At 71.6% G+C, this 13,097-nt stretch carries 13 protein-coding genes and 1 pseudogene; 10 read left to right on the forward strand and 4 right to left on the reverse strand.

What is annotated here, in order from left to right:
• Nucleotides 1–13 precede the first annotated feature (13 nt).
• A complete protein-coding gene (locus ACWFR1_RS27615; protein WP_453555624.1) occupies nt 14–760 on the reverse strand; it encodes a TetR/AcrR family transcriptional regulator in 747 nt (248 codons plus the stop codon).
• 54 nt (nt 761–814) lie between these two features.
• Here ACWFR1_RS27615 and ACWFR1_RS27620 point away from each other — a divergent pair, with 54 nt between their 5' ends.
• The 6 genes from ACWFR1_RS27620 to ACWFR1_RS27645 are packed head-to-tail and all read left to right on the forward strand — an operon-like array spanning nt 815 to nt 6,751.
• A complete protein-coding gene (locus tag ACWFR1_RS27620) occupies nt 815–1,999 on the forward strand; it encodes an APC family permease (protein ID WP_453555626.1) in 1,185 nt (394 codons plus the stop codon).
• Between the two features lie 30 nt (nt 2,000–2,029).
• On the forward strand, nt 2,030–2,212 hold the full coding sequence (locus ACWFR1_RS27625) for a hypothetical protein (RefSeq protein WP_453555628.1): 183 nt from the start codon (nt 2,030–2,032) through the stop codon (nt 2,210–2,212).
• The gene (gene kdpF, locus ACWFR1_RS27630; RefSeq protein WP_056647661.1) at nt 2,209–2,298 is read left to right on the forward strand and encodes a K(+)-transporting ATPase subunit F; all 90 of its coding nucleotides are present in this window, start codon (nt 2,209–2,211) and stop codon (nt 2,296–2,298) included. The genes ACWFR1_RS27625 and kdpF overlap by 4 nt, the downstream gene beginning before the upstream one ends.
• Nucleotides 2,299–2,306: 8 nt before the next feature.
• Nucleotides 2,307–3,971: a potassium-transporting ATPase subunit KdpA gene (kdpA, locus tag ACWFR1_RS27635; RefSeq protein ID WP_453555631.1), complete on the forward strand. Its 1,665-nt coding sequence runs from the start codon at nt 2,307–2,309 to the stop codon at nt 3,969–3,971.
• Complete coding sequence (gene kdpB, locus ACWFR1_RS27640; protein ID WP_453555633.1) at nt 3,968–6,076, forward strand: potassium-transporting ATPase subunit KdpB; 2,109 nt, start codon at nt 3,968–3,970, stop codon at nt 6,074–6,076. The genes kdpA and kdpB overlap by 4 nt, the downstream gene beginning before the upstream one ends.
• A gap of 6 nt (nt 6,077–6,082) precedes the next feature.
• Nucleotides 6,083–6,751: a potassium-transporting ATPase subunit C gene (locus ACWFR1_RS27645; RefSeq protein WP_453555634.1), complete on the forward strand. Its 669-nt coding sequence runs from the start codon at nt 6,083–6,085 to the stop codon at nt 6,749–6,751.
• Between the two features lie 25 nt (nt 6,752–6,776).
• Here the strand turns inward: ACWFR1_RS27645 and ACWFR1_RS27650 are convergent, their stop codons facing one another.
• Nucleotides 6,777–7,364, reverse strand: coding sequence for a DUF998 domain-containing protein (locus ACWFR1_RS27650; protein ID WP_453555636.1), 588 nt, complete (start codon nt 7,362–7,364; stop codon nt 6,777–6,779).
• Between the two features lie 234 nt (nt 7,365–7,598).
• On the opposite strand from ACWFR1_RS27650, the gene ACWFR1_RS27655 reads away from it, so the two are divergent.
• Nucleotides 7,599–7,922 (forward strand): YciI family protein, encoded by a 324-nt coding sequence (locus ACWFR1_RS27655; protein WP_453555687.1) that lies wholly within the window; start codon nt 7,599–7,601, stop codon nt 7,920–7,922.
• A 100-nt stretch (nt 7,923–8,022) separates the two neighbouring features.
• Nucleotides 8,023–8,979 carry an RNA polymerase sigma factor gene (locus tag ACWFR1_RS27660; RefSeq protein WP_453555638.1) on the forward strand — a complete coding sequence of 319 codons (957 nt, stop codon included), beginning with the start codon at nt 8,023–8,025 and terminating at the stop codon, nt 8,977–8,979.
• Between the two features lie 20 nt (nt 8,980–8,999).
• On the opposite strand, the gene modA is transcribed toward ACWFR1_RS27660, so the two are convergent.
• Nucleotides 9,000–9,821: a molybdate ABC transporter substrate-binding protein gene (gene modA / locus ACWFR1_RS27665; RefSeq protein ID WP_453555640.1), complete on the reverse strand. Its 822-nt coding sequence runs from the start codon at nt 9,819–9,821 to the stop codon at nt 9,000–9,002.
• Between the two features lie 436 nt (nt 9,822–10,257).
• On the opposite strand from modA, the pseudogene ACWFR1_RS27670 reads away from it, so the two are divergent.
• Nucleotides 10,258–10,638, forward strand: a pseudogene (locus ACWFR1_RS27670) (bestrophin-like domain); the annotation flags it as partial.
• Between the two features lie 37 nt (nt 10,639–10,675).
• Here ACWFR1_RS27670 and ACWFR1_RS27675 read toward each other — a convergent pair.
• Nucleotides 10,676–11,839: an agmatine deiminase family protein gene (locus tag ACWFR1_RS27675; protein ID WP_453555642.1), complete on the reverse strand. Its 1,164-nt coding sequence runs from the start codon at nt 11,837–11,839 to the stop codon at nt 10,676–10,678.
• A gap of 213 nt (nt 11,840–12,052) precedes the next feature.
• On the opposite strand from ACWFR1_RS27675, the gene ACWFR1_RS27680 reads away from it, so the two are divergent.
• Entirely contained in the window at nt 12,053–13,087 is a 1,035-nt protein-coding gene (locus tag ACWFR1_RS27680) for a hypothetical protein (RefSeq protein WP_453555644.1), read from the forward strand.
• The last annotated feature ends 10 nt before the right edge of the window (nt 13,088–13,097 follow it).

A 13,097-nucleotide genomic window follows, 5' to 3' on the forward strand; every position in this document is an offset into this window, starting at 1 on the left:
CGTCGATGTGCTTCTACGCTTCTGTAGAACGTGGCGACGCGGAGGATGGTTCCCGGGCGGTCCGGCCGATGGGGCAGGTGGCTCCGGCGATGTGGCAGGTGGCCCCCGCGATCTGACGAGTGGTCCGGCCGGTGTGACGGGTGGTCCGGTCTACCCCGCCCGTGCGGCCAGGTCGCAGCCCGTCGCGGCGTGGACGTACGTGTAGAGGGCGGCGACGACCTCCCGGGCGGGTCCTGCGGCCGGCGAGCACCTTCATCTGGAAGCCGTCCTCCATGGCGACGAGACACGCGGCGACGGTGCGCGCGGGGACGGTCAGCCGGAAGTGCCCCTGGGCCTGCCCGAGTACGGGAATGCCGTAGTAGACCGCGATCTGACGTTCCGTCAACGTGCTGTCGAGGGCCGCGGCCCGCGGGTCGCGCAGGCTGCGGGGCCAGTACTCGAAGAGCAGTCGGGGGAGCCGGTCGTCGGGGCCGGTGGCGACCCCGGCGGCGATGCAGGAGTGCATCCGGTGGCGGGCGTCGTCGAAGGTCTCGGCCGTCGTCTCGCGCTCGCGGCAGAAGCGGTCGATGGCCTGCTGGAAGGTCTCGCGCATCAGTTGGTCGAGGTCGGAGTAGTAGTACAGGACCGCGGCCGAGGTCATGCCGGCCTCCTCGGCGACGTCCCGCAGTCGCAGTCCCTCCAGGCCGCGCGCGAGGAGGGCCCGCTCGGCCGCCTCCGCCAGCTGGGCCCGCCGGGCGTCCTGGTCCTTGCGTCGTGCCACCTGCGCCTCGCCCCTCGCTCTGCCGTGAACCCGATATCTGAACGTCGCTAAGAGATGCCCGACTGCGGGACCACCTTCGTGTGGGTCACGCGGGCCTTCGGCCCGGCGGCCGGCTGGGTCGCCGGAGGATGGGTGCCCCAGACCGCCACGCTCATCGCGAGGGCCGCACTGTCCCAGGTCGGCGCGGCGCACCTGCTCGCCCTGCTGGGCCTTGACGCGCTCGCCGCGAGCCCCGCGGCCGTCACCGGTACGGCGCTGCTGATCATCCTGCTGGTCGCCCTGCTCGCCTATCGGGGCGTCCAGCTGGCGGCCGGAGTCCAGTACGTCCTGGTCGGACTGCAGTTGGTCGCGCTGATCGGCTTCGGGGCCGCCGCGTTCGCCCGGGACGGCGCCGCCACGCCCTCGCTCGCCTGGTTCGACCCCTTCGCCTTCACCGAAGCGGGCGCCATGGCCGAGGCGGTCGTCCTGTGCCTGTTCATCTACTGGGGCTGGGACGCCCTGATCACCGTCAACGAGGAGACCGAGGACAGCGCCCGCACTCCCGGCCGCGCCGCCGTCCTGTCCACGCTCGTCGTGCTCTGCACGTACCTGTTCACCGCCTGCGCCGCGCTCGCCTTCGCCGGCACCGCCGCCGACGGCGCGGGCCTCGGCCTCGGCGACGAGGAGACCGCGGGCAACGTCCTCGCCTCCCTCGCCCCGCACGCCCTGGGCGGCCCGCTCTCCAAGGTCGTCGAGCTCGCCGTGTGCGTCTCGGCGGTCTCGGCCCTGCTCAGCTGTCTGGTGTCCGGCCCCCGCGGCTCGCCCTCCATGGCCGCCCACCGGGCCCTGCCGCGGGCCCTCGCCCGTGTCCACCCCCGCTACGGGACCCCCGCCGTCGGCACCGTCAGCTGGGCGGCGGCCACCGCCGCCGTCCTCATCGGCCTCACCGCCCTCTCCGCCGACTTCCTCGGCGACGCGCTCCTCTCCCTCGGCCTCCTGGTCGCCTTCTCGTACTCCGTCACCGGCTTCGCCTGCGCCTGGCACTACCGCGCCCGACTCCGCGACTCCGCGGGAGACTTGCTCCTGCGGCTCCACGATCCACCTCCCCGCCTACGAAGGAGCCACCTTCCAGCCCCCGACCTGGGGCCGGCCGGCGGAGGCCGCCCCCGACGGACCCAGGCAGGCGGCACGTCGGCCGAGGGCGAGGACCTCGGCCGACGTCGGCCTCCGACGAGCCCGGCCGGAGGCGTGAGCGCGTAGAGGAGGCGTCAAGAGCACGCTTCGGGACGTATGGGGCGCGTTAAGGAGGGCCGTACCCCGGCTGAAACGCGGTTTTCTCATCTCGTCCGAGAATCCGTTCTTCCTTCTTCCTGCATCCGGGAGCTCACGATGGCCGATGTGGCCTTCGTCGTCACCACGATCGCGGTCTTCGCTCTGGTGGCCTTCATCGCCAAGGGGGTGGCCAAGCTGTGAGTGCCGAAAACATCATCGGTCTGCTGGTGGCCGCCGGCCTCCTCGGCTATCTCGTCCTCGCCCTCGTCAAGCCGGAGAGGTTCTGAGTCCGAGCATGAGTCCTGTATTTGCTGGGATTCTCCAGCTCCTCGCGCTGATCGCCGCGCTGGGCCTCTCGTACCGTCCGCTGGGCGACTACATGGCCCGGGTGTACTCCTCGGAGAAGCACCTGCGCGTCGAGAAGTGGATCTACCGGGGCATCGGCGCGAACCCGGGTGTCGAGATGCGGTGGCCCGCCTACCTGCGCGGCGTCCTCGGCTTCTCCGCCGTGAGCGTCCTCTTCCTCTACCTGCTCCAGCGGCTCCAGGGCTCGCTGCCCGGCTCGCTCGGCTTCGTCTCGATCGACCCGGACCAGGCGTTCAACACCGCCGCTTCGTTCGTGGCGAACACCAACTGGCAGTCGTACTACGGCGAGCAGGCCATGGGCCACGTCGTGCAGACCGGCGGCCTCGCGGTGCAGAACTTCGTCTCGGCGGCGGTGGGCATCGCCGTGGCGGTCGCCCTCGTCCGCGGCTTCGCCCGGTCCCGTACCGGTGAGCTGGGCAACTTCTGGGCCGATCTGGTCCGGGGCGTCGTACGGATCCTGCTGCCGATCTCGGTGATCGGCGCGCTGGTCCTGGTCGCCTGCGGCGCGATCCAGAACTTCTCCGGGATCCACGAGGTCGGGCAGTTCCTGGGCGGTTCGCAGCAGTGGAACGGCGGCGCGGTCGCCTCGCAGGAGGTCATCAAGGAGCTGGGCACGAACGGCGGCGGCTACTTCAACGCCAACGCGGCCCACCCCTTCGAGAACCCCGACCCGCTCTCGAACCTCTTCGAGATCTATCTGATCCTCGTCATCCCGTTCGCCCTGACCCGGACCTTCGGCCGCATGGTCGGCTCGCTCAGGCAGGGGTACGCGATCCTCGGCACGATGGCCACCATCTGGCTCGTCTTCACCGGCCTGATGATGTGGACCGAGTTCGCCCACAACGGACCGGCGTTCGACCTCGCAGGCGGTGCGATGGAGGGCAAGGAGACCCGGTTCGGGATCGGCGGCTCGTCGATCTTCGCCGTGGCGACCACGCTCACCTCGACCGGCGCGGTCAACTCCTTCCACTCCTCCTACACGGGCTTCGGCGGCGGCATCACGATGCTCGGCATGCAGCTCGGCGAGATCGCGCCCGGCGGTGTCGGCTCCGGTCTCTACGGCATGCTGATCATGGCGGTCATCGCGGTGTTCATCGCCGGCCTGATGGTGGGCCGGACCCCCGAGTACCTGGGCAGGAAGATCGGCACCCGCGAGATCACGTTCGCGGCCTGCTACATCCTCATCACCCCGGCGCTCGTCCTCGGATTCACCGCCGTCGCCATGGCGCTGGACACCCCGTCCCACTCCATGACGAACTCCGGCGCGCACGGCTTCTCCGAGATCCTCTACGCCTACACGTCCGGCGCCAACAACAACGGCTCGGCCTTCGCCGGTCTGAACGCGGACACGCAGTGGTTCAACTCGACGATCGGCATCGCGATGCTGCTCGGCCGGTTCCTGCCGATGGTGTTCGTCCTCGCCCTGGCCGGCTCGCTCGCCGAGCAGACGCCCGTCCCCGAGACCGCGGGCACGCTCCGCACGGAGAAGCCGCTGTTCACCGGCCTCCTGGTCGGCACGATCATGATCATCGCCGGTCTCACCTACTTCCCGGCCCTCGCGCTGGGACCGCTCGCCGAAGGGCTCGCAGCATGAGCACCGTCACTTCCACCCGGGCACCGCACGCGGACGTACCCGCGGGACACCAGGCCCAGGCCCCCGGACGGATCGGCGGGGGACTGTTCGACCCGAAGCAGCTGATCACGTCCTTCCCCGACGCGGTCAGGAAGCTCGACCCGCGCGTGATGGTCAAGTCGCCGGTGATGTTCGTGGTGCTGATCGGCTCGGTCGTCACCACCGTCCTCGCGATCAAGAACCCGGGCGACTGGTTCGGCTGGGCGATCACCGCCTGGCTGTGGCTGACGACGGTCTTCGCCAACCTGGCGGAGGCGGTCGCCGAGGGCCGCGGCAAGGCCCAGGCCGACACCCTGCGCAAGGCCAAGACCGACACCGTGGCCCGGCGGATCACCAAGACGGGCGAGGAGCAGGTCCCCGGCACCGAGCTGCGCGTCGGCGACCTGGTGGTCTGCGAGGCCGGCGACGTCATCCCCGGTGACGGCGACGTCGTCGAGGGCGTGGCCTCCGTCGACGAGTCTGCCATCACCGGCGAGTCGGCTCCGGTCATCCGCGAGTCCGGCGGCGACCGCTGCGCGGTCACCGGCGGCACGAAGGTCCTCTCCGACCGGATCGTCGTCAAGATCACGACGAAGCCCGGTGAGACGTTCATCGACCGGATGATCAACCTCGTCGAGGGCGCGGCCCGCCAGAAGACCCCCAACGAGATCGCCCTCAACATCCTCCTCGCGTCCCTCACGATCGTCTTCCTGCTCGCCGTCGTCACCCTCAAGCCGTTCGCGATCTACGCGGGCGCCGACCAGCAGACCTCGATGATCGTCCTGACGGCCCTGCTCGTCTGCCTGATCCCGACGACCATCGGCGCCCTGCTCTCCGCGATCGGCATCGCGGGCATGGACCGGCTCGTGCAGCGCAACGTCCTCGCGATGTCGGGGCGCGCGGTCGAGGCCGCCGGTGACGTGTCGACCCTGCTGCTCGACAAGACCGGCACGATCACCCTCGGCAACCGCCAGGCCGCGGAGTTCGCCCCGGTGGCGGGGACGACGGAGGCCGAACTGGCGGACGCGGCCCAGCTGTCGTCGCTCGCGGACGAGACGCCCGAGGGCCGCTCGATCGTGGTCCTCGCCAAGGAGAAGTACGGTCTGCGCGAGCGCCACCAGGGCGAACTGGCACACGCCGAGTGGGTCGCGTTCACCGCCCAGACCCGTATGTCGGGCGTCGACGTGGACGGCCGCAAGGTCCGCAAGGGGGCGACCGGTTCGGTCGTGGCATGGGTGAAGGAGCGGGGCGGAAGTGTCGCCGAGGACGCGCAGGCGCTCACCGACCGGATCTCCCAGGCTGGTGGCACGCCGCTGCTTGTGGCTCTGGAGGACGGCAAGGGCGCGCGGGTCCTGGGTGTCATCCACCTGAAGGACGTCGTGAAGGAGGGCATGCGGGAGCGGTTCGACGAGCTGCGCCGCATGGGCATCAAGACGGTCATGATCACGGGTGACAACCCCCTGACCGCCAAGGCCATCGCCGAGGAGGCGGGTGTCGACGACTTCCTCGCCGAGGCCACCCCCGAGGACAAGATGGCCCTCATCAAGCGGGAACAGGCGGGCGGCAAGCTCGTCGCGATGACCGGCGACGGCACCAACGACGCCCCCGCGCTGGCCCAGGCCGACGTCGGCGTGGCCATGAACACGGGCACGTCGGCCGCGAAGGAGGCCGGCAACATGGTCGACCTCGACTCCAACCCGACCAAGCTCATCGAGATCGTCGAGATCGGCAAGCAACTCCTCATCACCCGAGGCGCCTTGACGACCTTCTCGATCGCCAACGACGTGGCGAAGTACTTCGCGATCATCCCCGCGATGTTCGCCGTCGCCTACCCGAGCCTGGACAAGCTCAACATCATGGGCCTGGCCTCGCCCGAGTCCGCGATCCTCTCGGCCGTCATCTTCAACGCGCTGATCATCATCGCCCTGGTGCCACTCGCCCTCAAGGGCGTCCGCTACCGGCCGTCCAGCGCCGACTCGATGCTCCGGCGCAACCTCGGAATCTACGGACTCGGCGGCCTGATCGCCCCGTTCATCGGCATCAAGATCATCGACGTGCTCCTCTCCCTCATCCCCGGAATCGGCTGACCCACGATGAACAACTCAGCAGCGAACACCGGCCGTGTGCTCCTGGCCGGCCTCCGCGCCCTCCTCGTCCTGACCGTGATCACCGGCGTCCTCTACCCGCTCGCCGTCACCGGCATCGCCCAACTCGCCTTCCCCGGCAAGGCGAACGGCTCCGAGATCAAGGACGCGAGCGGCAGGGTCGTCGGCTCCGAACTGATCGGCCAGACCTATGACCTGCCCCTCAAGGACGGCGAGGAGACCGCCGCCCCGGACCTCCGCTGGTTCCAGCCGCGCCCGTCCAACGGCCTGGGCACCAACACCGTCAACGGCCGGTACAAGCTGATCCTCTCCGGCGCCACCAACCGCTCCGGCGACAACGAGGACCTGATCCAGTGGGTCAAGGACGCCAAGGCGGCCGTGATCAAGGACAACTCGACGGCCGGCCACACGGTCAAGGCCTCCGACGTCCCGGCCGACGCGGTCACCTCCTCGGCCTCCGGCCTGGACCCGCACATCTCCCCGGAGTACGCGAAGCTCCAGGTCCACCGGATCGCCGAGCGGAACGGGCTCACCGTCGCCCGGGTCGACAAGCTCGTCGCCGACCACACCGACGACCGCGTCCTCGGCTTCATCGGCGAGCCCCGGGTCAACGTCCTCCAGCTCAACACCGCGCTGAAGGAACTGACCAGGGGCTGAGGGCCCGACCGCGACGACCGCACGCTCAGAGGGCGCGGCGGTACCGGGCGGCGACCAGGGAGATCCACACCATCGCGGTGATCACCCCGACGGCCAGGGTGAGCGTCCCGGCTGTGCCGCCGCTCATCGCCCAGCCGTTGCCGAGCAGCAGCGCCGTACCCGCGACCCGGGAACCGACGGCGAGCCCCCGCATCCCGGCGCGGCCGAAGTGACGGCCCAGGACGTAGCAGGCGGCGATCAGCGCGGTGAACGTGACCGAGCCGGCGGCGAAGTGGGCGAAGCTCTGCCACGACAGGGCGGCGGGCACCCCGTCCGGCGTACCGACGGGGAAGCCGTCGGCCGGGTCCATCACGAACACCCCCGCCGCGATCATGCCGACACCACTGATCCGGACGAGCCGCGGCGCCCAGGTGCCGCCGGGAGTCCCCCGCAGGGCCCGGCGCAGACCGCCGGCCCCGATGACGGTCAGGACACCGGCGAGAACGAAGTTGCTGATCTGGATCCAGCCGAGGGACCCGTTGCTGAGGGCGCTCAGCGGGTGGCGGGTGATGTCGTAGCCGTCGCGGGTGGCGGCCTGGGTCAGGGCCACGACGGCCCACAGGGGCTGCGCCACGACCGCGACGGTGAGCAGGGGGCGGGTGCTGGTGACTCGGGAGGGGGCGGGGCGACGGTCTGGACGGTGGCCATGATGGGTGTCTCTCTTCCGGTGGGGGCGATCTGCTGCTCGGTTCGCTGAGACGTCGTTCCGGCGATGTGACAGGGAACGCCCCCATTCCCTGTCACATCGCTTGTTCGACGTGTGGACAGCAGCACCCGCCAGGATCACGACGAGAGGTACACGGAACCCATGCGCTACCTGATGACGACCAAGCCGACCGACACCGCCCCCGACGAGAAGCTGTACGCCGAGATGGGCCGGTTCATCGAGGAGCTGACGGCGGCCGGTGTGCTCCTGGCCACCGGCGGCCTGGAGCCCGGCGGCGTCCGGGTGACCTCCGCCGGGGACGAGATCACCGTGACCGACGGGCCCTTCGCCGAGGCCAAGGAGGCCGTGGCCGGCTTCGCGCTGATCGAGGTCCGCTCCAAGGAGGAGGCGATCGAGCTGGCCCGCCGCTTCCGCCGGATCGTCGGGGACGGGGAGAGCGTGGTCCAGGAGGTCTTCGGCCCCTGACCGCAGGGGGCTTCCCATGACTTCCGAGTAGTCCACTCCCTCTGATCACAGCACCCCCGCGGCTTGCGACCGGGCCGCGGCGGGTGCTGTGATCGTTCCTGTGCTGCAGGACGTTCACCGCACTGTCGATGCGGCCTGGAAACTCGAGTCGGCGAAGATCGTCGCCTCGCTCACCCGCGTGGTGCGCGACGTCGGCCTCGCCAAGGAGCTCGCCCAGGACGCCCTCGTCGCCGCCCTCGAACAGTGGCCCGTCTCGGGAGTCCCCGACAATCCCGGCGCCTGGCTGACGACCACCGCCAAACGACGGGCCCTCGACCACCTCCGCCGCTCCCAGCGCCTCGAACGCAAGCAGGAGCAGCTCGCCCACGAACTGGGACAGCGCCAGGACCAGGCGGTGCGGGCACCCGAAGCGCGGCCGGACGACGAACCGGACGACGTCCTGCGGCTCGTCTTCCTCTCCTGCCACCCGGTGCTGCCGACCGAGTCCCGCGCCGCGCTCACGCTCCGGCTGCTCGGCGGACTGACGGCCGAGGAGATCGCCCGCGCCTTCCTCGTCACCGAGACGGTGATCACCCAGCGCGTCGCCGCGGCCAAGCGGACCCTGGCGGAGCGGCGCGTCCCCTTCGAGCTGCCGGACGGCGACCACCTGGCCGAGCGGCTCTCCTCGGTCCTCGAAGTCGTCTACCTCATCTTCAACGAGGGGTACTCGGCGACCTCCGGCGACGACCTGATGCGGCCCTCCCTGAACGTCGAGGACCTGGACCTCGACGACCGCCGGGCCCGGGCCGACGGTACGTGGGTGAGCTGGCGCGCCGGTACGGCCCGGCTCCTGCCCCGGCTGCTCGCGGGCCGGACGCTCGGCCCGGTGTTCCTCTCGGACCGCCGCCCCGGCCCCGCCCGTACGCCCGAGACGTCCGACCTGTGCCCCGACACGGGCTGCCGCAGGCTCTCGTACGAGCGGGCCGAGTACCTCTTCAAGCAGGCCACCCGGCCCCTGGACCCGGCCCGCGACGGCTACACCCTGCGCCGGCTCAAGCCGCACCACCGGGATCGCTGACCGCGTCGGCCGCGTCTCCGCTACGGCTCCTGGAAGCCGGCGTCCTGGAGGATCTTCCGGGCCTCGGGGGACGACAGCCAGGTGACGAAGGCGGCGGCGGCCTCGGCGTGCCCGGAGTCCTTCAGAGTGGCGGCCGGGTACTCCGCGACGGCGTTCTGCGCGTCGGGGATCTCGACGGCGTCGACCTTGTCCTTGGCGCTCTCGGCGTCCGTCCTGTAGACGAGACCGGCGTCGGCCTCGCCCAGCTCGACCTTGCTGAGGACGGCGCGGACGTTGGGCTCCTGCGACACCGGCTTCACGGTGATCCTCTGGGCGTCGAGGACCTTCTTGCTGTACTTGCCCGCCGGCACCTCGGGCGCGGCGAGGACGACCTTGAGCCCGGGGTCCGCGAGGTCCTTGAGCTCGTCGACCTTGAAGGGGTTGCCCTCGCCGGTGGCGATCACGAGCCGGTTCTTCGCGATGACGGCCGGGGTACCGGTGTCCGCCGCGGCCTTGTCCATGCTCTTCCTGTCGGCGGTGACCAGGACGTCGGCGGGGGAGCCCTGGGCGACCTGCGCGATGAGCTCCTGGGAGCCCGCGAAGGAGAAGGTGATCTCCGTGCCGGGGCGGGACCTCTCGTAGGTTGCGCCCGCCGTCTCGAAGACGTCGGTGAGCGAGGCGGCGGCGAGCACCGTCAGCTTCGCGGCCGGCGCCCCGCCCGTGGATCCGGAGGCGCCGGCACCCTTCGTGGCGTCGTCGGAGCCGTCGCCACCGCAGGCGGCGAGCGGGACGAGGAGGGCGGCGGTGAGCACCGCGGCGGCGGTACGGCGTCCGGAGAAGGTGCGGGTGCGGGAGAAGGCCATGAGGGTCGGAGCTCCTTGGGCGACAGGAAGATGCGGAGCGGGTCGGTGCGGGCGACCGGCATTGCACATGCGACACCGTAGGGCGGTCAAGCTCGCATCTGCAACAATTCTGTGGGAGTACCCATGGTGAATGCGAGGAGAGCTGGAGGAACGGACGAACCGGCGGTCCGATCAGGGCGCCCGTCCTCCGGTTGCCCGCGCCCCGGCCCCTCGCCGTCCTGTCCCTCGCGTGCGGCCCGGCGACGGCGGCTCACTCGATGGTGTGGACTCTCGGGGGCTTCGCGGAGCGACGGCGCACGACGGCGCGGGCGAACGGCGCGTGCTCCACCGCCCGCGCGGATGAGGGTCGGGTGGGCAACCGCCCCTCACCCCGCCGGCCGGGCGGGCGGCGACGGCCCGTCAGGTCCCTGCACTCCCCGCACATGAATCCACCGCCGGCGAGTTCCAGGCCGTCTACGAAGTGCTCCAGACGTACGAACCGAGGACCGCCCGCGAGGAGGTCTTCTACGAGGAGGCCGTCGGCCGCCTGAACGACGTCGCGTCCCAGCGGCGGGCCCGTCTGACGATGGCGGAGCGGCAACTGCCCCCGCCGCTCCAGGCCCTGGCCTTCGGCGGCGCGCTCGTCCTGATCCCGCTCACCTTCCTCTACGGCATGCGCAGACTGCGGATCCAGCTCCTCTTCGTCGCCTCCGTCGCCGCCCTCATCGGCTTCAGCCTGCTCCTGGTCCTCGTCCTCGACCGCCCCTTCGCGGGCGAACTGAGCGTGAGCCCGGCGCCGTACCGGGAAGGAGCGCTCGCGCGGTACTGGACGCCGTGAGCCACGGCGCCGGGTGCCTCCCGACCGGGGGAGGGCGTCAGGCGGCGGGCCTGCCGGGCTGGTCGTGGGTGGAGCAGTGGATCCCGCCGCCGCCGGAGGCGATGGTGTCGATCTGCACCTGGACGATGTCCCGCTGGGGGAAGTGTTCCTTCAGGATGGCCTTCGCCCGCGCGTCGGCCTTCCGGTCGCCGAACCTGGGCAGGAAGACGGAGTCGTTGGCGACGTAGAAGTTGGCGTAGGTGGAGACGAAGTCGTCGCCCTCGCCGGTGATCCTGTCGAGGTCGGGCTGGGGCAGGTCGATGATCTCGAAGCGCCGGCCGTGCGCGTCGGTCGCCTTCTCGAGCACCGAGCGGGCCTGGTCGGCGGAGCGGGACCAGGAGTCCGGGGGAGTGCCGGGGAACGCCTGGTCGAGCAGGACCACGCCGGGCGCGGTGAACCGTACGAGGCTGTCGACGTGCGCGTCGGTGATGTCCTCGCCGCGGACGCCCGCGAGCCAGATCACCTTCTCCACGCCGAGGGTCTCGACGAGCTCGTCCTCGATCTGGTCCCGGCTCTTCCCGCGGTTGCGGTTGTCGTTGACGATCGAGCTCTCCGTGAGGAGGAGGGTGCCCGCGCCGTCGGTCTCGAAGGAGCCGCCCTCGGCGACGAGCGGTGCCCGCTCGCGGGGGATGCCGTACTCGGCGAGGAGCTTGCGGCCGACCTGGGCGTCGTTGGTGTGTTCCTGCTTGTCGCCCCAGCCGTTGAAGTTGAAGTCGACTCCGACGACCTTGCCGCAGTCCTCGACGAAGACGGGGACGGTGTCGCGGGCCCACAGATCGTCGACGGCGAGCGGGATGACCTCGACCTGACTGCCGCAGGCCCGCTGCGCCGCCGCCACCTGGTCGGGTCGGGCCGTCATCACGACCGCCTCGTACTCGCCGACGGCCCGCGCGATACGGGCGATGTCCTCGCGTACGTAGGGCAGGTCGTCCTCCCAGACGGAGGCGAGGGCGGGCCAGGACATGAACGTACGGGTGTGGCTCTCCCACTCGGCGCCGAAGCGAAGCTCCCCGTCGGCGGCCGGCGTACGGGCGGGGGCGCTGGCCGGACCGCCGAGCGCGGACTCCTCCGGGCCGCAGGCGGCGGCGCCGAGGCCGAGGGCGGCGCCGATTCCGGCGAAGGCGCGCAAGGCGGTGCGACGGGAGGAGAGGAAGGGGGACACAGCGTGCTCCGATCATGGGCTGGCGAGAGTATCCGGCGGCGGCCGGCGGCCGGCGGATCGCGGTGCGGCGGCGGAATCGCGGGCCGTGGCCTCACGCGGACGGCAGCTGTGGAGGCGGCTGGTCAGCGGCGTGAGTGGGGGCGGCCGTGGGCGCCACTGTGACACTGACTGGATTTTCAGTCAACCGACCCCGAGCAGTCCCTCGGGCACGCGGTGACACCCGCGACCGACGTCTTCGTGCTCGGCGCGCTGGCCGCGTACGTGGCCGGGGGCGCCCTGCCCTTCGGGGCGGGGCCCGAGTCGGCGGCCCTCTACCGCGTGGTCCACGAGCCCGCCGACCTCTCGCGCGTACCGGTGGAACTCCGCGAGCTCGTCGGGCACTGCCTGGCCAACGCCCCGGAGCGGCGCCCCACTCCCACCGAGCTGATCGCCGCCGTCCGCGCGCACCCCGCGGCGGTCCACTCACCGGCTCCCGGCGCGCTCGGGCTGTCCGGCGCGCTCGGTGCGCCGAGCGGACTCGGGCCGTCCGGCGGACTCGGGCCGTCCGGCGAGCTCGCGCCGTCTGGCGAGCTCGCGCCTCCCGTTGCCCTCGACGGGCCTTCGCCGCACGACCGTCCGACGCGGGCGGCCGCACCCGCATCCACGCCCGCACGCGCAGCCGCACCCGCGATCCCGGTGCCCACGGAGCGGGTCGCGGCGGGTGAGGGCGCGCCGGGCGGACCGGCCGCACGGCGCGGCCGGCGTGGGAGCCGGCGCGGGCGGACGGCTCTGGTGGCGGGCGGCGCCGCCGTCCTCGCCGCGCTGGCGGTGGCGGCCGGGTTCGCGTACTGGTACGCCGATCCGGATCCCGGTGTCGCGACGCCGGCCGGATCCTCGTACGTCCCCGGCTACGCGGACGTGGAACTGACCGCGCCGGACGACGGCTACGAGTTCGACCTGGGGGCCGGGAAGGTGACGCCCGCCGACACCGCCGAGTGGTCCCTCGCGCGCGACAAGGGCGGCTTCGTGCTTCCCGAGGACGCCGACGCGTTCGTCGCCGCCGGGTACGTGCTCGGCCCCGCCGACTGCGAGCGGGGGATCGACGCGGAACCAGTGACGAGCCTGCCGTTCGACGAGCTCGCCGACGAACGGCCCTTCTGTGTCCGCAGCGTCGACGGCCGACGTCTCGTCGTCGCGCACCTGGTCGAGGGCGGTTCCGGCGGCGGGCCCGTCACGGTCGTGCTGAGCCAGGACCGGCGGAACGGCTGAGCGAGGTCCG

The sequence above is a fragment of the Streptomyces sp. NPDC055103 genome (genome assembly GCF_053607625.1).